Origin of the sequence: Aeromonas lacus, from assembly GCF_000764665.1 — a bacterium.
Lineage (GTDB): Bacteria > Pseudomonadota > Gammaproteobacteria > Enterobacterales > Aeromonadaceae > Aeromonas > Aeromonas lacus.
Window position 1 is genome coordinate 21,696 of the sequence record NZ_JRGM01000146.1, and the last position, 21,178, is coordinate 42,873.

21 protein-coding genes are annotated in these 21,178 nt (G+C 58.9%); 8 read left to right on the plus strand and 13 right to left on the minus strand.

The genetic code is table 11. The annotated features are described in order from the left end of the window. Positions 1-300: 300 nt before the first annotated feature. The 3 genes from LG31_RS0115410 to LG31_RS0115420 all read left to right on the plus strand — a co-directional run bounded on the left by LG31_RS0115410 (position 301) and on the right by LG31_RS0115420 (position 2,412). The gene (locus tag LG31_RS0115410) at positions 301-1,041 is read left to right on the plus strand and encodes a substrate-binding periplasmic protein (RefSeq protein WP_033115326.1); all 741 of its coding nucleotides are present in this window, start codon (positions 301-303) and stop codon (positions 1,039-1,041) included. A gap of 69 nt (positions 1,042-1,110) precedes the next feature. After that, entirely contained in the window at positions 1,111-1,788 is a 678-nt protein-coding gene (gene ung, locus LG31_RS0115415; RefSeq protein ID WP_033115327.1) for a uracil-DNA glycosylase, read from the plus strand. A gap of 72 nt (positions 1,789-1,860) precedes the next feature. Next, positions 1,861-2,412: a hemerythrin domain-containing protein gene (locus LG31_RS0115420; protein ID WP_033115328.1), complete on the plus strand. Its 552-nt coding sequence runs from the start codon at positions 1,861-1,863 to the stop codon at positions 2,410-2,412. Between the two features lie 264 nt (positions 2,413-2,676). Here LG31_RS0115420 and LG31_RS0115430 read toward each other — a convergent pair whose 3' ends face one another. From LG31_RS0115430 to LG31_RS0115440, 3 genes are all read right to left on the minus strand, one after another. Beyond that, positions 2,677-3,477, minus strand: coding sequence for an AraC family transcriptional regulator (locus tag LG31_RS0115430; protein WP_033115330.1), 801 nt, complete (start codon positions 3,475-3,477; stop codon positions 2,677-2,679). 10 nt (positions 3,478-3,487) lie between these two features. After that, positions 3,488-4,024, minus strand: coding sequence for a YbhB/YbcL family Raf kinase inhibitor-like protein (locus LG31_RS0115435; protein WP_033115331.1), 537 nt, complete (start codon positions 4,022-4,024; stop codon positions 3,488-3,490). A gap of 188 nt (positions 4,025-4,212) precedes the next feature. Beyond that, positions 4,213-5,469 (minus strand): adenylosuccinate synthetase, encoded by a 1,257-nt coding sequence (locus LG31_RS0115440; RefSeq protein ID WP_033115332.1) that lies wholly within the window; start codon positions 5,467-5,469, stop codon positions 4,213-4,215. Between the two features lie 172 nt (positions 5,470-5,641). Here LG31_RS0115440 and LG31_RS0115445 point away from each other — a divergent pair, with 172 nt between their 5' ends. Continuing rightward, positions 5,642-6,553, plus strand: a complete 912-nt coding sequence (locus tag LG31_RS0115445; RefSeq protein WP_033115333.1) for a LysR family transcriptional regulator — start codon at positions 5,642-5,644, stop codon at positions 6,551-6,553. 88 nt (positions 6,554-6,641) lie between these two features. Here the strand turns inward: LG31_RS0115445 and LG31_RS0115450 are convergent, their stop codons facing one another. Together LG31_RS0115450 and LG31_RS0115455 are read right to left on the minus strand one after the other, a co-directional pair. Then, on the minus strand, positions 6,642-7,961 hold the full coding sequence (locus LG31_RS0115450; protein ID WP_033115334.1) for a TAXI family TRAP transporter solute-binding subunit: 1,320 nt from the start codon (positions 7,959-7,961) through the stop codon (positions 6,642-6,644). A gap of 60 nt (positions 7,962-8,021) precedes the next feature. Beyond that, positions 8,022-9,167, minus strand: a complete 1,146-nt coding sequence (locus tag LG31_RS0115455; RefSeq protein WP_033115335.1) for a MalY/PatB family protein — start codon at positions 9,165-9,167, stop codon at positions 8,022-8,024. A 186-nt stretch (positions 9,168-9,353) separates the two neighbouring features. On the opposite strand from LG31_RS0115455, the gene LG31_RS0115460 reads away from it, so the two are divergent. Then, positions 9,354-10,526, plus strand: a complete 1,173-nt coding sequence (locus tag LG31_RS0115460; protein ID WP_033115336.1) for an MFS transporter — start codon at positions 9,354-9,356, stop codon at positions 10,524-10,526. A 16-nt stretch (positions 10,527-10,542) separates the two neighbouring features. On the opposite strand, the gene LG31_RS0115465 is transcribed toward LG31_RS0115460, so the two are convergent. Both LG31_RS0115465 and LG31_RS0115470 read right to left on the minus strand, forming a co-directional pair. After that, complete coding sequence (locus LG31_RS0115465; protein WP_033115337.1) at positions 10,543-11,442, minus strand: LysR family transcriptional regulator; 900 nt, start codon at positions 11,440-11,442, stop codon at positions 10,543-10,545. Positions 11,443-11,572: 130 nt separating this feature from the next. Continuing rightward, the gene (locus LG31_RS0115470) at positions 11,573-12,328 is read right to left on the minus strand and encodes a YciK family oxidoreductase (protein WP_033115338.1); all 756 of its coding nucleotides are present in this window, start codon (positions 12,326-12,328) and stop codon (positions 11,573-11,575) included. A 222-nt stretch (positions 12,329-12,550) separates the two neighbouring features. On the opposite strand from LG31_RS0115470, the gene sohB reads away from it, so the two are divergent. Next, positions 12,551-13,558 (plus strand): protease SohB, encoded by a 1,008-nt coding sequence (gene sohB, locus LG31_RS0115475; protein WP_033115339.1) that lies wholly within the window; start codon positions 12,551-12,553, stop codon positions 13,556-13,558. Between the two features lie 202 nt (positions 13,559-13,760). After that, the gene (locus LG31_RS0115480; RefSeq protein ID WP_033115340.1) at positions 13,761-14,984 is read left to right on the plus strand and encodes an MFS transporter; all 1,224 of its coding nucleotides are present in this window, start codon (positions 13,761-13,763) and stop codon (positions 14,982-14,984) included. A 4-nt stretch (positions 14,985-14,988) separates the two neighbouring features. Here the strand turns inward: LG31_RS0115480 and LG31_RS0115485 are convergent, their stop codons facing one another. Continuing rightward, a complete protein-coding gene (locus LG31_RS0115485; protein WP_033115341.1) occupies positions 14,989-16,071 on the minus strand; it encodes a protoglobin domain-containing protein in 1,083 nt (360 codons plus the stop codon). 160 nt (positions 16,072-16,231) lie between these two features. Next, entirely contained in the window at positions 16,232-16,585 is a 354-nt protein-coding gene (locus LG31_RS0115490) for a DsrE/DsrF/TusD sulfur relay family protein (RefSeq protein ID WP_033115342.1), read from the minus strand. A 158-nt stretch (positions 16,586-16,743) separates the two neighbouring features. Here LG31_RS0115490 and LG31_RS0115495 point away from each other — a divergent pair, with 158 nt between their 5' ends. Further along, positions 16,744-17,139, plus strand: a complete 396-nt coding sequence (locus LG31_RS0115495; protein WP_033115343.1) for a DUF1090 domain-containing protein — start codon at positions 16,744-16,746, stop codon at positions 17,137-17,139. 165 nt (positions 17,140-17,304) lie between these two features. Here the strand turns inward: LG31_RS0115495 and LG31_RS0115500 are convergent, their stop codons facing one another. From LG31_RS0115500 to LG31_RS0115515, 4 genes are all read right to left on the minus strand, one after another. Continuing rightward, a complete protein-coding gene (locus LG31_RS0115500) occupies positions 17,305-17,550 on the minus strand; it encodes a YfhL family 4Fe-4S dicluster ferredoxin (RefSeq protein WP_033115344.1) in 246 nt (81 codons plus the stop codon). Between the two features lies 1 nt (position 17,551). Continuing rightward, complete coding sequence (gene trhP / locus LG31_RS0115505; protein ID WP_033115345.1) at positions 17,552-18,916, minus strand: prephenate-dependent tRNA uridine(34) hydroxylase TrhP; 1,365 nt, start codon at positions 18,914-18,916, stop codon at positions 17,552-17,554. A 226-nt stretch (positions 18,917-19,142) separates the two neighbouring features. Next, on the minus strand, positions 19,143-19,877 hold the full coding sequence (locus tag LG31_RS0115510; RefSeq protein ID WP_033115360.1) for an EAL domain-containing protein: 735 nt from the start codon (positions 19,875-19,877) through the stop codon (positions 19,143-19,145). A gap of 646 nt (positions 19,878-20,523) precedes the next feature. Continuing rightward, complete coding sequence (locus tag LG31_RS0115515) at positions 20,524-21,162, minus strand: response regulator (protein WP_033115346.1); 639 nt, start codon at positions 21,160-21,162, stop codon at positions 20,524-20,526. Between the last annotated feature and the right edge of the window lie 16 nt (positions 21,163-21,178).

Below are 21,178 nucleotides of genomic sequence, written 5' to 3' on the forward strand. Positions count from 1 at the left end.
GACTTAAAGGGCCCTTGCCTTACACCTTTACTTTGTTGGGGTCATATATACCACGGTGGTAATATTACAAAAATTGATTTAGATCAATAAAAATCGACAAATCGCCATTTCAATGGGATTAAATTCTTGAGTTGAATCAAAAATAGGTCATTTTTCTGATTTTGTAAGATATCTAAATTATGCATCTTTTATCTTTTAAATCTAGTAATTTAACTACACCTTATGGTGTTTGTGGTGCGTATCAGGGAAGGGTGACTCGAGAGAACTACACTTGATGGAAAATAAAGAGGAGAGTCGCGGGTGAAGAGTGGGTGGCAAAAATGGCGCTGGCTGATAGTTGCCAGCTGCTTGGTTGTGGCTGGAATGGTGCGGGCCGAAACAGTCCGAATCGCCGTGGGCGAGTGGCCTCCCTATATCAGCGAGTCTCTGCCCGAGCAGGGATTCCTCTGTCAGGTGGTGCGCGAAGCCTTTGCCGCCGAGGGGCCTGATGTCAGCTTTCACTTTTACCCCTGGGCTGAAGCCTACAAGCTCACTCTTGCCGGGGATTATGTTGTGACCATGCCCTGGTTTCGTTCCCGCGAACGTGAACAGAGCTTCTATCTCTCCGCATCGCTCGGCCAGTTCACAACCCGTCTTTTTACCTTGTCCGGTTCGCCGCTCGTCAATCTCGGAGAGATCAACCACGAGCCGGTGGGGGTGACCCGCGGCTATTTTTACGGGGATGGTTTTGCCGCCCGTCAATCCGAGCTGGCTCTGGAGTGGTCTGATTCTGATCAGGAGAGCCTTGAGAAACTCGTCTCCGGCCGTATTCGTTATCTGGTGATGGATGAGCAGGTGGCCAAGGCCCTCTTCCTGCAGATGCAATCCCGCCATCCCGGGTCGCTGTCGTTGACCAGCGCCCCTGATCCTATCTGGTCTCAACCCGGTTATCTGCTGATGCGCAAGGCGGATCCCGATGCGCGTCGTCTGATGCTGCTGTTCAATGCTGGTCTGCACAAACTGGAGCGCTCCGGGCGGCTCGCCAGGCTCTGGAAAGTGTGAGTCACGGTTGCGTCTTGCGGGCAGCCCCCCTATCCTGACTCCTTTGCCGTATCAAGTGAGGAGTTCGGGGTGCTGACCTGGAGTGATGTGATTGGCTCTGAAAAAGAGCAGGACTATTTCAAGAGTACGCTGGCGACCGTCAGGGCAGAGCGGGAAGCGGGCAAGGTAATCTATCCCCCTGCGGCCGATGTGTTCAATGCCTTCAAGCTGACCGAGCTGGATCAGATCAAGGTCGTCATCCTGGGACAGGATCCCTACCACGGCCCCAACCAGGCGCATGGTCTCTGCTTCTCCGTCCTGCCCGGCGTGCGCACGCCCCCCTCTCTGGTCAACATCTATAAAGAGATGCAGCGAGACCTGCCAGGTTTCGTCACACCCAATCACGGTTTCCTCGAATCCTGGGCCAAGCAGGGGGTATTGTTGCTCAATACCGTGCTGACGGTGCAGGCCGGTCAGGCTCACTCTCATGCCCATCTGGGTTGGGAGACCTTTACCGACAGGGTTATCGAGCAGATCAATGCCAGCTGCAACGGGGTGGTGTTCCTGTTGTGGGGCTCCCATGCCCAGAAGAAGGGGCGTTTTATCGATCGGCAGCGCCATCATGTGCTGACGGCCCCCCATCCCAGCCCCCTCTCCGCCCATCGCGGTTTCATCGGTTGCGGCCATTTTTCGCAAACCAACCAGCTGCTGGAGCAGCAGGGCAAGAGTCCCATTGAGTGGCAATCTGTCTGCCCCCCACTTGATTGAGTGCAAAGTTCGGGCGACAAATGACCGTATACTCAGGAAAATAACATCTTATTTCAGCGCCAAGGAGTGCCCATGTTATCGAGTCTGCACAAGGATCACCTCAACATCGCCCGACTGCTGGAGCTGCTCAAGCAGAAGCTGGCAGCCATTCATGCGGAGCAGCCCATCAGCTATTTTCTGGTGCGCGACGTCATCGACTATCTGCGGGAGGTTTCTGACAAGTACCACCATCCCAAGGAAGATCTTATCTATGACTACTACCTGAAATACCGAGTGGTAGAGGGGGAGGTTGCCAACCGGTTGCAGGAGGAGCACGTCAAGCTGCTGGAGGCAGGTGGCGAGCTCAAGGAAATGGTCGAGATGATCCTGATGGATGCGGTGATCCCGCTCGACCAGTTCACCGCCAAGCTGGAGCGTTTCGTTGAGCTGCAGGAGGCGCACATGAATTACGAGGAGGGAATCATCTTCCCTCATCTGCGCGACTCTCTGACCGAGGATGACTGGCGTCATCTGGAGCAAAACTGGCAAAACCGTGCCATCGGTGACCCCCTGTTCGGGGCTGAAGTGAGCCAGAACTTCCAGGCTCTGGCCAAGCGGCTCTCTCTGCCGCTTACCACTCACTGACAGAAACTCTTGCGGCCAGCTATGCCGCCCATCAGCCAAGCATAAGAAAGGCCTCCCTATGGAGGCTTTTTGCATATGCGCAGCTTTACTCCTGCGGCTTGAGGAAGTTGCGATAGAGCATATAGAGGTGGGCCGAGCTCCAGCTGAAGTTGCTATCAGCTCCATTGCCCGTAGCGACCTGAGCGTCGTAGTTGTCATAGAAGCCGGAGGCATCATCGAATATCCAGCTGTTGATGTAACTGCCGATGCGTAATACCCGCTGTTTTACTTGGTATTACCGAGTCGCACTGCAGGGCAGGTTTGCAGGTATTGATGCGGAGTGAGGCCGAACTCCTGTTTGAAGCGGGCAGCAAAGCGGCTGAGGGAGTCATAACCGCAGGCGATGGCTACCTCTTGCAGGGAGAGCGATTGCTGCAACAGGGTGAGTGCATGGCTCATCCGTACCTGAGCCAGCAGGTGACGGAAGGTGCGCCCTTCGGCTGTCAGTTTGCGTACCAGCGAGGCGCGGCTCATCGAGAAGTGAGGGGCAACAGTTTCCAGCGTGTGATCGGCACCGGGCTCAACGCCGAGGTAACGGGCCAGCCGCTCGCCGAGGGTCATGGTGCTGGCGGGAAAGAGCAGATGAAGAGCGCCAGTAGCCCTCAACTCCGCATAGAAGGCCCGCAGCAGCTCGGTCTGGGTCGCCTCACTCAGCCCCCGCTCTGTCATGGTGCAGACCATCTCGAAGCAGTAGGCGAGGCTTGTCGTCACCTTTATCGCGGGATCTGCCATCGCCTGAGTAGCGGAGGGCGTATCGGGCAGCCACTCGGCGGGGGGCGGCGTCAGCAGGGTAAGGACATGGGAGCGAAACTTCTCCTGCTCCGGCTGGTTGACGAAGGTGAGCTGGTGACCCGCCGGGATCAGCAGCCAGCTCTCCTTGCCAAACGAGAGACGTCGCTCTTGCCACCAGAGCAGCTTCCTGCCCTGTTTGACCCAGATGATGGTCGGCGCATAGATGAGTACGCGGTGCAGCGGCTGCTGGCGGATCCCGAGATAGTGGTGCTGTTGCAGCAGGGGCGTGCTCATCCGGTTGCTCCTAGGGGGTGACGAAAGTGGCGGTCAGAGTAGCCTTACCAAGGGCCATGCTGTTCAGCATGTAGCCTACCATGGCGGGCGGGGTGTCTGCTTTTACCTCCAGATTCTGGGGCAGGGCCCAGGCGGTGAACTGATAGCGGTGCATACCGTGGCCAGCGGGCGGGCAGGGGCCGCCGTAGCCCTGGCTGCCGAAGTCGGTTCTCAGCTCCAGCCCCTGCTTGAGCTTGCCGGAGGCATTGCTGGCCAGCTCGCTCTGAGTGGCAGGCAGGTTCACCACCAGCCAGTGCCACCAGCCGCTGCCGGTGGGGGCATCGGGGTCATAGGCTGTGATGGCGACGCTTTTGGTGCCGGCTGGCAGATCCTGCCAGCTCAGCTGGGGTGAACGGTTGTCGCCGCTACAGCCAAAGCCGTTGAAGCTGAAGGCTTTGTCCATCAGCTGGCCTTCGTGGATATCGCTGCTCTTCAGGGTCATGGCGGAAGCGGGCAGGGTTGCCATGCAGAGCAGGGAGAGCAGTGCGGTGCGTTTGGTCAATCTCATGGTGTGACTCCTCGTGTGGTTACGGATTCACTTTAGCGAGACCGGTGCGTGATGGAGTGACATATTGGCTCAACATTGTATCAATGTAGATTTTAATTGAGCATAACTGTTGTTTTCTGCCCGTCAGCAATAAAAAACCGGCATCATGGATGCCGGTTGTTCACTGTGCTGACAGTTGATCGCGCGGATTAACGCAGGATCATCTCGTCACGGCCCGGGCCGACGGAGACCATCGGAACCGGTACGCCCAGCAGCTCTTCGATACGCAGTACGTACTGCTGTGCCGCTTTGGGCAGCTCTTCGAAGGTGCGGCAGCCGGTGATGTCTTCGCTCCAGCTTTCCATCTGCTCGTAAACCGGCTTCAGGGCAGCAGTTTGCGGCCAAATCGGGTTCTCGGTGTGAGCACCTTCGTAGGCCACACAGATCTTCAGATCCGGCAGACCGGTCAGGCAGTCCAGCTTGGTCAGGGCGACTTCGGTCGCAGCCTGCAGCTCGACACCGTTCTTGGTGGCAACGGCATCGAAGTAGCCGACGTCACGAGGACGACCGGTGGTGGCGCCGAATTCGTTGGCGATCTTGCGGAACTCGTCCTGGTTCTCCATGGCGGTCAGCAGGGTGCCGGTACCGACGGAGGTACTGAATGCCTTGGCAACGGCGATGACGCGCTCGGGACGCAGGCCCGGCAGACCGCCACCGATGCCGGCGTAGGCACCGGATACGTGGGAGGAGGTCACCCAGGGGTATTCGCCGTAGATGAGGTCACGGCCTGCGCCCAGCTGGGCTTCGAACAGCAGGGTCTTGCCTTCGGCCTGCAGCTCTTTGAGCGGCATGCTGACGTTGCAGACGGAGTCGATCCAGGGAGCGGACACTTCCAGCAGCCAGTCAGCCATTTCCTGGGCGGTCTGGTTGAACTCGAAGGTCGGGTAGAGAGCTTTAAGTTGCGGCAGTTTCCAGTCGAGGAAGAATTGAATGCGCTCGACCAGTACTTCCGGCTGCTTCAGCCAGCCAACCAATATCGCTTTCTTCATGACGCGGTCACCGTAGGCCGGCGCGATGCCCTGACGGGTAGAACCATAGGCACCGTCACCCAGACGCTGCTCTTCCAGGGTATCTTCCATGGCGTGCAGCGGCAGGCAGAGGGTAGCGCGGTCAGAGATGGCCAGCTTGGGAACGACACCGGAGGCTTTCACTTCGTCGAGTTCGACGGTGAGCTTCTCGGGGCTGATCACCATGCCCGGGCCCAGCACGACCAGACAGTTCGGGTTGAAGACACCGCTCGGAACCTGGTGCAGCTTGAAGGTGCCAAGGTCGTTGACGACGGTATGGCCGGCGTTGTTGCCGCCCTGGAAGCGAATGCTGGCGCCAGCTTGGCCTGCCAGATAATCCACGATGCGGCCTTTGCCTTCATCACCCCAGTTGGCACCTACGACTACGATAGACGACATGACTCTTTCTCCTAAGACGTTAGGCGTTCATCCTAGGAGCCTGCTGCGGATTAGAAAAATTAATTATCTTTATAGTTCCGATAATAAAACCATATAATGATGGCCAATTTATCGGCATGTGGCCGCAAGATCGCCGCGCAGAGCCCAATGAACAGTGAGTTGAGAGAGTCTTATGCTGGACATCCATTGGCTGCAAACCTTCGTCACCCTGGCCCGGTTGCAGCACTTTGGCCAGACCGCCACCGAACTGCACATGACCCAGCCCAATGTCAGCCTGCATATCAAGCGGTTGGAACAGGCGACCCGGGTGCGGCTTATCGAGCGCAGCCCCTTTCGTCTGACTCAGGCTGGCGAGCGGTTGCTGCAAAGCGCCGAACGGGCTATAGCCGAACTCCAACTTTGCCAATCCGATCTCAATGCGCTCAACCAGTTGAGTCAGGGGACGCTGGCCATCGCGGCCAGCGACATCATCTCGCGCCTGTTGCTCATTCAGCCGTTTCAGCGCTTCAAGCGGGAGTTTCCCGGCATCGACCTCACCCTCTTCAACACCACCTCGGATCAGGCGGCGGAGCTGGTCAAAAGCGGCAAGGCGGATCTGGGCTTCGTGATGGCGCAAAAGCGCAGTGAACCGCTCTTCTACACCGAACTGCAGCAGGTGACCTGGTGCGCGCTGGGCCACGGTCTAGTCCGCTGGCAGGCGCGAGCCAGAGCAGGGGAGAGTGACCCCCTCGACGAGCCGACCCTGATCCTGCTTGGCCATGATACTCGCACCCGGGCCCTTATCGACCCCTCCTTACCGCTGCTGGCGCTCCCCCCTTGCCGCATCATGGAGGTGGGGAGCGTGGATGCCCAGCTGGACTGGGCCGAAGCCGGGTTTGGCGTCGCCATCGTGCCGGACTTCTCCCTGCATCCTCGCCTCAACCTGACCGCGCCGGTTGCCAGCCTGACCGATTTCCCGGGTACCAGCCTGGGTTATGTGGTGCGCCAGAATCAGGTGCTGTCGCGCGCCATCAAGCAGCTGCTCATCTGGGTGGAGGAGGAGATCCACAAGCCCAACCCTTATCTGGCAGGGGTCGATAAATAACCTGAGCAGAGATAGACAATGAGCCGAGATAAACAAAAAGAGCAGCCTTGGCTGCTCTTTTTGTTTGATATACCAGCCCTGCGCCGGGCTATTGCGCCGCGGCAGCGCCGCTGGTGGCAACGGCGCTGCTGGTCGCGACAGGAGTGGCAGACGGCATGGTCTCTGCCGCTGCACTGGCAGCAGATTGAGTCGCTGCACTGGCTTGAATGGCTGGTGCCGCCACTTCCCCGCTTGTCGGTACCGCGTCAGAGGGGGCAGCTGGAGGTGCCGCTGCGGAAGTGGCAGGTTCGAGCTGGGTCGGTTGTAATTCGGAAGTGGGCTGTGTTGCTACCGCCGCGCGGCTGGCTGTGGGATCGGCGCTGGAGACGGCACCGGGAGCCACGTCAGAGGCAACCCCGGTCGAGATGGCTGCACTGGTGGCAGCAGAGGGGGCCTCACCCTCTGCCAGCTGCTCGGGGGCGAGCGGCAGCGGTTCGGGCACTTCATCTGACATGCCCGAGTGCAGCGGCAGCTCGGTCTGTGCCTGCAGCAGTTCCGGCGTCACGGTACTCAGGGCCGGGTGGAGGCGGCTGAACTGCCTGACCCGCGCCAGCAGGGTATCGCGCACGGTGCGAACGATGGGATCCGGCAGGCTGGCCAGCGCCACCAGCTCGGCGCTCATCCCGATATTGTTGATGGCGGTGAGCTGCCCCGGATAGAGATTGGCGGCGATCTGGCTGCGCTGGTAGTAGGGATGCTGCTTGAGCAGTTTGTCGATCTGCTCCCCTTCGATAGGGATGAGGCGAACCTGGCAGCGGCTAATCAGATCGCCGATCGCCTGGCTCGGGTGGCCCACCACCACGAAGGCGGCGTCCAGTGTACCGTCACAGAGTCCCTCCAGCGGAGTCTGCGGTGATTTGAGTTTGTAGGCGGCAAACTGCTTGGGATGCCACCCCATGGCGCCCATCAGGGCCTGACTGGTCACCATGTCGCCGGCCCCGGCATTGCCCGGGTAGACCCGCTTGCCCTCGATATCGGCCAGAGTGGTGATATTGCTGCTGGCACTGGCCAGCAGGGTCAGCGACTCCTGATAGAGGCGAAACAGGCTGCGCAGCTTGTGATTGGCTCCCTGCCCACTGAAGGGGCCGGTGCCATGGAGTGCATGGTGGAGCACGTCGGATTGCACCAGTGCAAGCTGCACTTCGCCCTTGTTCAGCGCCTTGAGGTTGGCCAGAGAACCGCGGGTGCTCTGTACCGTACAACTGTCGCCGTGCAGGGCGTGATCGACATTGAGCACCCGGCAGATGGCACCTCCCGTGGGGTAGTAAACACCATTGAGGGGGCCCGTGCCGATGGTCAGCGCCTGACTGCCGAAGGGGAGCAGGATGCCGAGTGAGAGCAGGAGGTGACGCAAAATCCGTGGGTACATAGTTAACCGCTGGCTGGTGGTGCAGGAAAAGGGGACGGACACTGCCCGTCCTGTCAGTTGTTACTGTTTGCCGTGGCTCAGGATAGCCCGTTCCATCCGCGCCAGGGCCTCGACCAGACGCGCTTTGGTGCAGCCAAAGTTGAGGCGCACAAACTGGCCATTGCCAAACTGGGCTCCCGGCGAGAGACCGACCCCAACCTGTTCAAAGAAGGCGACGGGGTCGTCCAGCCCGAGCGCGCTCACATCGATCCAGGCCAGATACGTCGCCTGATGGCTGGCCAGCTCGACACCGGGCCAGCGGGCGACGGCCTGCTGGATCAGGGCCAGATTGGCTGCCAGATAGTCGAGTTGTTCGCAGAGCCACTGCTCGCCGCCCTCATAGGCCGCTTCAGCTGCCACAAAGCCGAGCAGGTTGACGTCGGCGCTGATGCCGCGCATCGCCTGCTGCAGGCGGAAGCGCAGACGGGCGTTGGGCACCACGGCAAAGGAGCAGCAGAGGCCGGCGATGTTGAAGGTTTTGCTCGGGGCCATCATCACGGCGCAGCGCTCGGCAGCTTCCGCACTGATGGCGCCGTAGGGTATGTGGCGGGCCGACTTGTCCAGCAGCAGGTCGCAGTGGATCTCGTCGGAGCAGATCACCAGATTATGGCGCTCGGCGATGGCGTCGATGGCCAGCAGCTCCTCGCGGGTAAAGACGGTACCGCCCGGGTTGTGGGGGTTGCAGAGCAGCAGCAGGTCGGCCGAGGGGGCCTGGCGCTCCAGTTCTGCAAGATCCAGCACCCAGCGACCGGCCTCTTCCACCATGGGGACGGTGAGCAGGGGACGGTCGTTGAAGCCCGGCGCCTGCAGGAAAGGGTAGTAGACCGGCTTGGGGGTGATGATGCCGCGGCCATGCTGGCTCCACGCCTTGCAGGCAAGGTTGAGCCCCGGAACCACGCCGGGCAGAAAGACCAGCCACTCCGGCTGGATGGCCCAGCCATAGCGGGTGGCCAGCCGTTCGATGATGAGTTCGATCAGGCGGGGGGAGGGGCGAGAGTAGCCGAAAATGCCGTGGGCAACCCGCTGGGTGAGCGCCTCGATCACGGATGGTGGAGAGACAAAGTCGGTGTCGGCAACCCACATGGGCAGCACATCCTGACCCTTGTACTTGTCCCACTTCAGACTCATGGTGCCACTGCGGTCAACTTCCCGATCAAAATCAAACATGCGAACTCCTTGTGCTGGCCAGATGGGCTTTCACTCTACGGGGTCGCGGCCCGCCCCGCAAGCGACAACCCCGGGGCGAGCAGCCTTGAGCCAGCTCTTGATAATGACATAAGATAAGTGCGGTTTTTTCATGCGGTTGCTGCTCTGACCTTCCGTATTTTCTGCTTCGTGACGAATGGTAATCCTATGGCCTTGCTGACGGCGGTAACAAGACGCCCCGATCCCGTATCCCTCTCTTTTCTTGCTGTCACCTTCATGACCGGTGTGGCGGTGGCGCTCCAGGTGCCAACCTTGAGCCTCTTTCTTGCACAAGAGGTTCAGGTGCGCCCCTTTCTGGTGGGTTTCTTTTACACCATCAATGCTGTGGTCGGCATCCTGATCAGCCAGTGGCTGGGCCATCGCTCTGACAATCAGGGGGATCGCAAACGCCTGATCCTGCGCTGCTGTTTTGCCGGCATCGCCCTCTCCCTGCTGTTTGCCTGGAACCGCAACTACTGGCTGCTGGTGAGCCTGGGGGTATTGCTGGCCAGTCTGGCGGCCACGGCCAGCCCCCAGCTGTTTGCACTGGCGCGGGAGTACTCCGACAGCCGCAACAAGCGGGCTGACATGTTCAGCTCGGTGATGCGCGCCCAGTTCTCGCTGGCCTGGGTCATCGGCCCACCTATCGCCTTTGCGTTGGCCATCGGCTACGGCTTCGAGGTGATGTATCTCGCCTCTGCGGTCGCCTATCTGCTCTGTACTTTGGTGGTCTGGCGCTGGCTCCCCTCTCTGCCACTGCCCAAGATGGCCGAGGAGAGCGAGCGGGTCAGCAGCTGGCGGGATCCTTCGGTGCGGGCGCTGTTTATCGCGTCCACCCTGATGTGGACCTGCAACAGCATGTACCTCATCAATATGCCGCTCTACATCACCCGTGAGCTGGGGATGGATGAGAAGCTGGCAGGGGTGCTGATGGGGACAGCGGCGGCCCTCGAGATCCCCTTCATGCTGTTGGCGGGCTACTACACGGCGCGGTTTGGCAAGCGGCCGATGATGATGCTGGCGGTGCTGGCCGGCGTCATCTTCTATGGCGGGTTGGTGAGCTTCACCAGCCACTATGCGCTTATCGCACTGCAGCTCTTCAATGCCATCTTCATCGGTATCGTCGCGGGGATCGGCATGTCCTATTTTCAGGATCTGATGCCGGGTCGGGCAGGGGTTGCCACCACGCTCTTCTCGAACAGCATCCGCACCGGCTCCATCATGGCGGGCGCCATTGCCGGCATAGTGGCGGAGGTGTGGAGCTTTCACGGTGTCTTCATGGTTGCACTGGTGCTGGCTATGGTGGCGCTGGCCGCCTGCTGGCGGGTGCCCAATGTCTAGGAGAAAGGGTAGCGGCTTATTTACCCTGCGCGGAGAGGTTCTGCTCGCCCTGATATTCGTTGCGCAGGCAGCGCAGCAGCAGCTCGGTGGCGGGGCCAAGTGATTCGGGGGAGAGGGTGAGCAGATAGGTGTAGAGATGGCGTTCGTTGCCGCTCTCCAGATCGAGCTGTACCAGCGCGCCGGAGGCCAGCTCTGCTTCGACCAGATGGCGTGGAAGCCAGGCGTAACCAAGCCCCTGCAGGATCATGCTGATCACCTCGTGGTAGTGCGTCGCCTTCCAGCCGGTATCATCAGCATCGTTCCAGTCCACCGAGCGGTGAATGGGCGGATGAAGGCTGATCTGGTTGTGGCTGGTGAGGTCATCGAGACTGATGGGCCCTTCCTGCTGGGCCAGCGGGTGGTTGGTGGCACAGAGCGGACGCAGGCACACCTCGTCCAGCACCAGCCCGGTGCGATCCCCCGGCAGATGTTCCGAGAGCATCAAATCCCCCGGCTGCAACGCGTTGAAATGGCAGTGAATACGCTCGTGCAGATTGACCCGGCAGCCACGGCTGCGGGGGTAGAAGTGGGCCAGCGCACGGTAGAGGCGCTCCCTCGGTTGCAGGGCCGAGACGTAGAGGTTGATCTGCGGCTCCCACTGCCGCTCCAGGTTATTGGCCAGATTCTCCAGCTCCTCCACTTGCTGGCTCAACTGGCGCGCCCGCTTGAGGAAGATCTCCCCCGCCGCGGTCAGCACTGCCTTGCGGCCACGCACCTCCAGCAAGGGCACCCCCAGACTCTGCTGCAACTTCGCAACCGCATGGTTGAGGGAGGACTGGCTCTTGTTCAGCGCCTCGGCCGCTTGGGCGTAACCGCCACAGTCGACCACTGCCTGAAAGATCCGCCATTGCTCAAACGTGCTTTTGGGACGAAACATAGTTCAACCTGATTGGAGAGGGTGGAGTCAGGGAGATACAGGGAGCCGAGGCTCCCTATTCAATTTAACCCCTGCCTCGCAATAACCCGGTTATTTTGTTGATTTATTTGGGTTGCGCCGCTTTCTTGGCTTATTTGGGCTGCGCCACAAAGGTCTGGCCGGTTTTGCCCCGGCTGTCGCTTCCCATCAGATAGAGGTAGAGCGGCATCAGGTCGGTCGGAGTCTTGAGGTTCATCGGATCTTCCGCCGGGAAGGCGCTGGCCCGCATCTTGGTCCGGGTGCCACCCGGGTTGAGGGTATTGACCCGCACGCCGGTGTTTTCCAGTTCGTCGGCCAGCACTTCCATCATCCCCTCGATGGCAAATTTGGAGATGGCGTAGGTGCCCCAGTAAGCCCGCCCCTTGCGACCCAAGCTGGAGGAGGTGTAGACGATGGAGGCATCGCCGTGCTCTTTGGCGCTCTGGCGAACCAGCGGCAGCAGCGCCTGGGTCAGCAGAAATTCCGATTTGACGTTGACCTGCATTACCTCGTCCCACTCCTTCTCCTGAATGTGCTCGAAGGGGGAGAGGGTGCCGAGCAGTCCGGCATTGAACAGAATACCGTCTAGGCGGCCAAACTGGCGGGTGAAGGTAGTGGCCAGTCCACGATAATCGGCGGAAGTCGAGGTTTTCAGATCGAGCGGGACGATGGCGGGCAGCGGGTGGCCAGCAGCCTCAATCTGGTCATAGACGGCTTCAAGCTTGGCGCTGGTGCGGCCGAGCAGGATCACGGTGGCGCCGTGGGCGGCATAGGTGAGGGCGGCTTCGCGGCCGATCCCGTCTCCGGCACCGGTGACCAGAATGACCTTCTCCCTGAGCAGATCGCGGGGGGCCTGATAATCGAGCATGGCAACTCCTGTTAACAAATTCCGGCCATAAGTGCATGGCAATCGAGGGCCAAGTGTACTGATCCGCGCCTCGGTTTGACCAGCTCATCCCCGAAAAAATGTGAAGAAAATAGAGGGGTTGTGAGTATCCGGTTGGATTTTTAACGGCTTGATGCAGAGTTTTTGCGCGCGTCCGGCAAACTCCCTAGAATGTGACAAAACCGATCCTCTCTGGAGTCCACCGTGACATTTTTGACCGAATATGGCCTCTTTCTGGCCAAAACCGTGACCTTTCTGCTGGCCATCGGCGCCATCGTCCTGATGGTGGTCAGCAGTCGTCAACCCAAGGCGCGCAAGGGCGAGCTGGTGGTGACCGACCTCTCGACCGAGCTGGAGCAGGGGCAGTTTGCACTCAAGAGCGCACTTGCCAGCAAGGCCGAGCGCAAAGTGCTGGAGAAGCAGCAAAAAGAGGAGCAGAAGAAGCGCGCCAAGGCGGGTGACGAGCGCAGCCGGCTCTTCGTCATAGATTTTAATGGCAGCATGGATGCCAAAGAGGTTGCATCACTGCGCGAAGAGGTGAGCGCGGTGATCGGCGTAGCGCAGCCCGGCGACGAGGTGCTGCTGCGACTTGAGTCCGGTGGTGGCGTGGTGCATGGCTACGGTCTTGCCGCCTCCCAACTGCAGCGGCTGCGTGACAAGGGGATCAAGCTTACCGTGGCCATCGACAAGGTGGCTGCGAGCGGCGGCTACATGATGGCCTGCGTGGCGGATCAGATCCTGGCGGCGCCGTTTGCCATCGTGGGCTCCATCGGGGTGATTGCCCAGATGCCGAACTTCAACAAGCTGCTGAAAAAGCACGACATCGAGTTCGAGATGCACACCGCAGGTCAGTACAAGCGCACCATCACCATGTTTGGCGAGAACGATGATTTGGGGCGCGAAAAGTTTCGCGAGGAGCTGGCCGCCATTCACGAGCGCTTCAAGCAGTTTGTTGCCGAGCACCGGCCGCAGCTCGATATCGATCTGGTGACCACCGGCGAGCACTGGCTGGCGAGTCAGGCCAAAGGGTTGGGGCTGGTGGATAGCCTCTGTACCAGTGATGACTACCTGCTGGCGCAGTCCAGCCAGCACAAGGTGGTGGGCATTCGCTACAGCCGGCCCAAGAGCCTGACCCAGAAATTGGGCCAGCAGGGCGCCCAAGCACTGGAGGCCGGGTTTGGCCGCCTGTGGCAGCAGAGCCCCTGGCGCTGAGTAGCGACCCGCAACGGGTGCGACAAGTGGTGAGCGAGGCCAGTCGGGGCAACCCGGCTGGCCTCTTTTTTTGGCCACTTTACAGGCCGTGTTGCCGATGAGGTAACGCCGTGGCGAGGAAGGTTGTCTCCATTCAACTCCTCTGTTACAACTGAGGGCTTTCCCCTTTCATTGCAGGCCCTACGGGCCAGGGAGCATGCCAATGCCATGGAGCACCTTCAGGCAATTTACCCCGCTGGTCTGGATTGTCATTCTGGGCACCTTCATGGTGCGCACCAGCTACTACATGGTGTGGCCCTTTCTCTCCATCCTGCTCTATCGGGAGTATGACCTCTCGGCAACCCTCATCGGCCTGCTGCTGGGGGGCTCGGCAGCGCTCTCCACTCTGGTGAGTTTCTACGGCGGCTGGCTTTCGGACCGCTTCGGGCGGCACAGCATTCTGCTCGGCGGTTGTCTGGTGGCGATGCTCTGTTTTGGCTTGCTCGGCTTTTCCCACTCCGTGCTCTGGCTTGGGGTTGGGGTGATGGGAAGCGGGCTTGCCTCCGGGCTTATCGATGCGCCCGGCAAGGCGCTGATGGCAGATAGTCTGGCGTCGGCCAAGGCGCGAGAGCTGGCTCTGCACCTGCGCTATTTCCTGCTCAACCTGGGGGCAGCGTTGGGACCGCTGCTCGGGGTGACGCTCGGGATCAATGCCCAGCAGGAGACCTTCCTCTTTCTGGCAACGAGCTATCTGCTGCTGTGGGTCGCCTTTGGCTGGGGCTTTCGTCGGGCGGGTTCCTCTCACAGTCATGGCGCTGCCGGTCCCGGCTTGCGCGATGCCATCAAGGTATTGCTGGCGGATCGCGCCTTCCTGTTGCTGGTGATGGCCAATTTGTTGATGGTGCTGGTCTACTCCCAGTTTCACTCGCCACTGGTTCAGTACCTGACTCGTGCTGGTATGCCGCAGGTGGCCGAGCTGGTTGCCTTGCTGGTGGCCACCAACGCCCTGACGGTGGTGTTGCTGCAGTTCCCGCTGCTGCGGCTGCTCTCGCGCTGGCCGGTGCGGGTGCGGCTTCATATCGGCATGGCTCTGTTTCTGGCGGCCCAGCTGCTGTTTGCCGCAGGGGATCCGCTGGTGCGTAGCCACTGGTTTGGCGCCGTGCTGCTGCTCAGCATCGGCGAGACCATCCTCTTTCCACTGCTCAACGTGCTGATCGACCAGATGGCGCCCGGCCATCTCAAGGGGAGCTATTTTGGTGCCAGTGCGCTGGCTGGCTTGGGCAGCGCCGTCGGGGCTCTGCTGGGGGGCTGGATCCTGGAGCAGTGGAGTGGACAGCTGCTATTCCTGCTGATGGCGCTGCTCTGCGTGGCCATCTTCTGGCTCTACGAACGGGGAGCCCGCTTGCGGCACCCTGCGGCAGCCGTGTCGGAGCCCAGCAGCAACTGAGTGCTCAATGGCGCTCTTTGGGGGAAACCGTCTTGAGGGCTCGCTTGGCGGCATACATCCGTTCGTCCGCCAGCCGGATCAGGTTTAGCCCCTCGTCGTAGTGTTCGGGGCCGGTCTGCACTATGCCGATACTGAGGGTGATCCCGGCCAGTTTATCCTTTATCGCCTGGGTCAGTCGCTTGAGATAGATATCCCGCGCCTGCGCCTCGTTGCAGTTGGGCAGGATCAGGCAGAACTCATCCCCGCCATAGCGAAAGCAGCTGTCTTCGGTGCGAAAGACCTGACGGATGCAGGTACCGACGGTGCGCAGGATCTCGTCCCCGCGCTGGTGCCCCTCGCTGTCGTTGATCTGTTTGAAGTTGTCGATATCGAGGTAGGCGATGGCCACCGGTTCGGCCCGCCGCTCACAAGAGCGCAGCGTCAGCTGCAGCTGATCGTTGAGGTGACGGACGTTTAGCAATCCCGTCAGCGCATCGGTGCGGTTGAGCTCCTCCAGCTGATGGGTGCGCTCGCGAACCTTCTGTTCGAGGCTTTTCGCATAGTTCTCCGATTTCTCTCTGGACGACTCGATCTCTGACACCAGGCTGCGGATATAGGTCTCGAAGACCAGCGTGATGTCGAACAGGATCAGCTTGTCCAGCGCCGCCAGCATGGCGATCCGCTCGCTCTCGTTGCCGATTTGGTCAAAGATGTTTTCGATCAGCAGCGCCTTGAGGGTGTTGATGGCGGCCAGATAGAGCTTGGGTTCGACGCCGATCCGCTTGTGCACCAGCCCGATCCGCAGCCGGTTGTTAACGTACTCCAGATCGTAGAGACCGCTGAACAGATCGAGAATGTAGCGCCGCTGGGCGGCTCTCAGCCGGTTGAGGGTATCGGCATCGCCTATCAGCAGGGCGATCTCGGTGATGGCGGTCTGCTGCTGGTAAAACTTGTCGACCAGCTCATCGATATGGGGCTCGATCTTGCCGCTGTAACTTGCCAGCAGAGCGACATCCTGTTCGTTCAGCAAAAGCAGCTCTTTGCGATGGGCAATTTCAAATTCGGTGATCCGCATCTGCTCCAGCAGGGTCTGTTCCGTGGGTTTCATCGCCGCTCTCTATCAAGGGGGCCGGCAGGACTCCGTGTCGCTGTCGTAGCCTTATTGGAAATAATTTGCAATTGATAGTGTAGACATTTGCGGGGTGGAGACTTAAATGGCTCTTGTCGACAGAGCCATTTCATCGGGCTGGATAGTAAGGCGAGAGGTATTAGAAGGTCAGTACCTTGTCGGCGGCGAGGGTCCACTGGGCCAGCATCGGCAGGGTGCCGATCTCGATACCCTCGATCAGCGGCAGGGCAGTAATGCCACGGGCATCGGTGCAGGTTTTGCACAGGCGAATGGTGACCCCTTGTGCCAGCAGGATCTCCAGCATCTGGCGCAAGTTGTACCCTTCGGCAGGAGCCTGACCGGCCAGCGCCGCGCTCACCGCATCGGACATCAGGAACAGCTTGATGCTGGCACCGCCCTGTTCGTTGAGGGCAATGGCCAGACGCAAGGCATTGAACAGGGATTCGCTGCCATAGGGGGCACCGTTGGCAATCACCACAATTTGTTGATTCATAAGAGACTCCCGATTGGAAAGAGCGTCATTGTAGAACCAATAAGGTGGCAATTGCGTGATATGACACAATTTCTGTCGCACCTTTTTCCCGCTTGCTTGACCCTGCTGCCGATCGAGGTTCTTATGGTCAGTTCGCAAACAAGACCGGATGAATCGAGATGTGGAAAGTATTGGGAGCCGGCTTGCTGCTGTTGGCAGGCTCAGCCTGTGCCAGTGAGCCTGTCGGTTGCAAGGCCCGCCTGCAGGCGGTCAACGAGCAGCTGGTGTTTGCCAAAGCACACAACAATGCCGGGCAGATTGCCGGGCTGGAACAGGCTGCACGCAATATCAAGGCCTACTGTACCGACGAAGGGCTCCTCAAGGAGCAGAAACAACGGGTAAGCAAGCTGCGGGGAGAGGTCAATGAGCGCCTGCTTGAACTGCAGGAGGCTAGAGTGTCCGGCAAACCGGGCAAGGTTGCCGACAAGCAGAGCAAGCTGGAGCAGTCACAGACCGACTTGCTGGAGGCGCAGCGCGAGTTGGGTGAGCTGAACCGGTTGGTCGACAAAAAGTAGCGCCCATTCGATGAGCGGGGATCAAAAAGGCCGGGATAACCCGGCCTTTTGCATTTACTGCCTGTGCATCCGCACAAACTTCTCCATCAGCTGATCTTCGGTCTCCACATGAGCAGGATCCCGGAATATGCAGCCCATGTAGAGCAGACGCTGATGCCGGAGTTACTACCTGTGCATCCGAACAAACTTCTCCATCAGCTGGTCTTCGGTCTCCACATGGGCGGGATCCCAGATGATGCAGTCGATGGGGCAGACACTGATGCAGGTCGGCTTCTCGTAGTGACCGACGCACTCGGTGCAGCGACTGGGGTCGATCTCGTAGATCTCCTCACCCAGGCTGATGGCCTGGTTCGGGCACTCGGGATCGCACATGTCACAGTTGATGCACTTGTCGGTGATGAGCAGTGCCATCTCAAGCCGCCGTATGGGGGTTGCGCGTGTCTTCGCGATCCCCGAGGTTGCGCAGCAGGATGCCGAAGTTCACATCCAGATCTTTGGGAACCGGCACATAGACTACGTGGCCGTTGCCCGGCGCGGTGTCGATGAGCTCGCCCTTGCGGTTCTCCATCTGCTCCAGATTGAAGCGGACGTTGCCCTGAGGGGTCATCAGCTCCAGGCTGTTGCCTACCAGGAACTTGTTCTTCACCTCAACCTCGACCATGTCACCGTTGCGACCGGTGATCTCGCCGACAAACTGCTGGGTGTCGGAGACGGAGTAGCCGTAGTCGTAGTTCTGGTATTCGCTGTGGTTGTGACGGCGCAGGAAGCCCTCGGTATAGCCGCGATGAGCCAGATTCTCGAGGGTGCCCATCAGGCTGCGATCAAACGGACGACCCGCTACGGCATCGTCGATGGCCTTGCGATAGACCTGAGCGGTGCGGGCGCAGTAGTAGAAAGACTTGGTGCGGCCTTCGATTTTCAGCGAGTGAACGCCCATTTTGGTCAATCGCTCGACGTGCTCGACCGCGCGCAGATCCTTGGAGTTCATGATGTAGGTGCCGTGCTCGTCCTCGAACGCGCTCATGTACTCGCCCGGACGGTTGGACTCCTCCAGCAGCACCAGTGCATCGCTCGGCTTGCCGAGGCCCAGAGTCGGGTCAACTTTCTGCACGGCGATAGGCTCTTGACGGTGGACGATCTGGCCCACTTCGTCTTCCTTGCCCTCGTGCACCTTGTACTCCCAGCGGCAGGAGTTGGTGCAGGTGCCCTGGTTGGGGTCGCGCTTGTTGATGTAGCCGGAGAGCAGGCAACGACCGGAGTAGGCCATGCACAGAGCGCCGTGAACGAATACCTCCAGCTCCATCTCCGGTACCTGCATGCGGATCTCTTCGATCTCGTCCAGCGATAGCTCGCGGGAGAGGATGACCCGGGTCAGGCCCATCTGATGCCAGAACTTCACCGTGGCCCAGTTGACCGCGTTGGCCTGCACCGACAGGTGAATAGGCATGTCAGGGAAGGCTTCACGCATCATCATGATGAGACCGGGGTCGGACATGATCAGCGCATCCGGCTTCATTTCTACCACAGGGCGCATGTCGCGGATAAAGGTCTTGAGCTTGGAGTTGTGGGGCTGGATGTTGGCTACCACATAGAACTGCTTGCCAAGCTGATGGGCTTCGTTGATGCCGAGCTGCAGGTTTTCGTGATCGAATTCGTTGTTGCGCACCCGCAGGCTGTAGCGGGGCTGGCCGGCATAGACGGCATCGGCGCCATAGGCGTAGGCGTAACGCATGTTCTTGAGGGAACCTGCGGGGGAGAGCAATTCTGGTTTAAACATGTCGGACTCTTCGTATCTGATTGCAAATCAGGACGACGCCACCTGATGGCGCCGTATGGATTGAGTAGCAGTGCGAGCCATTACGTGGTGCTCTGCCACCCGATAACGGTATATCCAGCCTGCACGCTTATAAAATATGCGCCAGATATTCGGGGTGCGAGATTGTACTCGCCCCCACGCCATCATGCAATTTGGCGGGGATAAAGAGGGACGGGGTGTCTCGCTGTCAGGCCCAGCGAGACAGGGGGGCGGGCATGGCATGGGCATAGCCCTGCTGATAGTCGCAGCCGAGCTGGTTGGCAATCTCGATGTGAGCCAGGGTCTCGACCCCTTCGCACACCACCTTCATGCCAAAGCGCTGCAGATACTCCACCAGACCAGTCAGCATCCGCAAGGCATGGCTACTCTTGTTCGCCTGCAGCAGCAGGGAGCGATCCAGCTTGATGATCTCGTAGGGGAGTGCCATCACCCGCTGAAAATTGCACTCCTGGGTGCCGAAATCATCGCAGGCGATATGAGCGCCGTGGCTGCGCAGCACTTCGATCAGCTCGCGATGTTTGCGATAGAGCGGCGCGTGTTCCAGCACCTCGAACCAGATCGCTATCCCCAGCTTGCGAGCCTGCAGGATCACCAGTAACAGCAGGTTCTGGTATGTCGAGCTCTCAAGTGCAGGATTCAAGTTGATGGAGAGAGAGCAGGGCGCATGGCGTGCCAGTACGGGCAGGTCACGCCAAATCGCTCTCAGTATCACTATATCGATGTCCAGAGCTTCACCCTGGCTCAGAGTCAGGAAGTCGATGCCCTGGTGGCCACGCCGGGCGGGATCCCAGCGCCTAGCCAGCGCTTCAAAGCCGATGATCTGGCGATCCTTGCCGATGATGGGTTGGTAAAACGGTACAGCGGCATCTGCCGCCAGCGGGGCCATTTCACAACTTGGGATCTCTTCTTTGAATGCCAACATGGCACTGGTCTCAACAGGCTGATAAATATGGGAGATCATATAATAGAAGGTCAAAAGGGGATGTAGGAATACTCCGATTGTTAGTTGTTGAATTAAGGTGAATGAATCGGAATATTCCGATTACTTAGCTGAATGCAACTATATAAACTGTTGCTGGATAAAAATACGTAAATACTCAGAATGTATAATTAATGGGGGGCAGCCATGGGAATTTAATTCACACCAACAGCAGGGGCTTTGAGGATATATCGTACAAAAAGAGGATGATTTTCACAATCAAGGTGCTCATTCGCAACGAGAAACATCATATTATTTGTTTGTGGTGAAAAATTGACCAGACATCCATGTGAGACGCATAAAGCTATATATCTGTGGTGCTGGTATTTGCTTCTGTTATGACTGGTCGTGAAATTTATGGGATGATAGTGAGAGACCGATGACAATATATTTAAAGTATGATCCTGACTTTCTATGTCAATAAAAATAAAACATGGTTAATTTTAATCGGCTGTTGCTTTACAGCTCGAAATATGATCAGCGCTGGCTTTTTCGCTGCCATTTCTTTTATATAGCTCCCCGGATTTTAGTTGGCAGAGAGGGCGTTTGGTGCAAACAACCATTGGCAAGCACCCGATTTTATATCTGATTAGCACAGGCCACTGCTGCGGGCATATTCAAAGAGGGCGCTGTCACTGTTGATGCCCAGACGTTGCATGGCACTCTTCTTTTGGGTGCTGATGGTCTTGATGCTGCGGTGCAGGTACTCGGCTGCCTGGGTAACAGACATACCGCTGGCCAGCAGCCGGACCACTTCAGTCTCTTTGGGGGTTAGTTGATTGACCCCGGCCTGCTGGGGCAGGCCCGCTTCGGCCAGCAACATTTTGACCGAACTGCCGATATAGGTGCGGCCAAGCAATACCTGACGAATGGCATCCGAGAGTTCGCCGATGACCGATTTCTTCAACAGCAGACCACTTATTCCTGACTGGATAAGCGATTGTAAAATGGCGTTATTGTGGAGTTGGGTCAGCACAATAATAGGCAAAGAGGGATAATCTCGTCTTAACTGCTGGATCATCACCAAACCGTCGCTGCGAATATCGCCGGGCATGCTGAAGTCGGTGATTAACAGATCACATGGATGTTGCTGCAATAAAACCAGCAATTCAGATACCTGATAGGCCTCGGCAATCACTTCACAGCGGGGTTGAATCTGCTCGATAAGAGCACGGATCCCGGTCAAGATCAGCGGATGGTCATCAGCAAGTATAATCTTGAAGGACATAAATGAGCCTCTTATA

Coding starts and splice junctions, on each gene's coding strand:
- LG31_RS0115420 (WP_033115328.1), top strand. CDS start 1,861: ATGTTATCGAGTCTGCACAAGGATCACCTCAACATCGCCCGACTGCTG.
- LG31_RS0115430 (WP_033115330.1), bottom strand. CDS start 3,477: ATGAGCACGCCCCTGCTGCAACAGCACCACTATCTCGGGATCCGCCAG.
- LG31_RS0115435 (WP_033115331.1), bottom strand. CDS start 4,024: ATGAGATTGACCAAACGCACCGCACTGCTCTCCCTGCTCTGCATGGCA.
- LG31_RS0115440 (WP_033115332.1), bottom strand. CDS start 5,469: ATGTCGTCTATCGTAGTCGTAGGTGCCAACTGGGGTGATGAAGGCAAA.
- LG31_RS0115445 (WP_033115333.1), top strand. CDS start 5,642: ATGCTGGACATCCATTGGCTGCAAACCTTCGTCACCCTGGCCCGGTTG.
- LG31_RS0115450 (WP_033115334.1), bottom strand. CDS start 7,961: ATGTACCCACGGATTTTGCGTCACCTCCTGCTCTCACTCGGCATCCTG.
- LG31_RS0115455 (WP_033115335.1), bottom strand. CDS start 9,167: ATGTTTGATTTTGATCGGGAAGTTGACCGCAGTGGCACCATGAGTCTG.
- LG31_RS0115460 (WP_033115336.1), top strand. CDS start 9,354: ATGGCCTTGCTGACGGCGGTAACAAGACGCCCCGATCCCGTATCCCTC.
- LG31_RS0115465 (WP_033115337.1), bottom strand. CDS start 11,442: ATGTTTCGTCCCAAAAGCACGTTTGAGCAATGGCGGATCTTTCAGGCA.
- LG31_RS0115470 (WP_033115338.1), bottom strand. CDS start 12,328: ATGCTCGATTATCAGGCCCCCCGCGATCTGCTCAGGGAGAAGGTCATT.
- LG31_RS0115480 (WP_033115340.1), top strand. CDS start 13,761: ATGCCATGGAGCACCTTCAGGCAATTTACCCCGCTGGTCTGGATTGTC.
- LG31_RS0115485 (WP_033115341.1), bottom strand. CDS start 16,071: ATGAAACCCACGGAACAGACCCTGCTGGAGCAGATGCGGATCACCGAA.
- LG31_RS0115490 (WP_033115342.1), bottom strand. CDS start 16,585: ATGAATCAACAAATTGTGGTGATTGCCAACGGTGCCCCCTATGGCAGC.
- LG31_RS0115495 (WP_033115343.1), top strand. CDS start 16,744: ATGTGGAAAGTATTGGGAGCCGGCTTGCTGCTGTTGGCAGGCTCAGCC.
- LG31_RS0115500 (WP_033115344.1), bottom strand. CDS start 17,550: ATGGCACTGCTCATCACCGACAAGTGCATCAACTGTGACATGTGCGAT.
- trhP (WP_033115345.1), bottom strand. CDS start 18,916: ATGTTTAAACCAGAATTGCTCTCCCCCGCAGGTTCCCTCAAGAACATG.
- LG31_RS0115510 (WP_033115360.1), bottom strand. CDS start 19,877: ATGTTGGCATTCAAAGAAGAGATCCCAAGTTGTGAAATGGCCCCGCTG.
- LG31_RS0115515 (WP_033115346.1), bottom strand. CDS start 21,162: ATGTCCTTCAAGATTATACTTGCTGATGACCATCCGCTGATCTTGACC.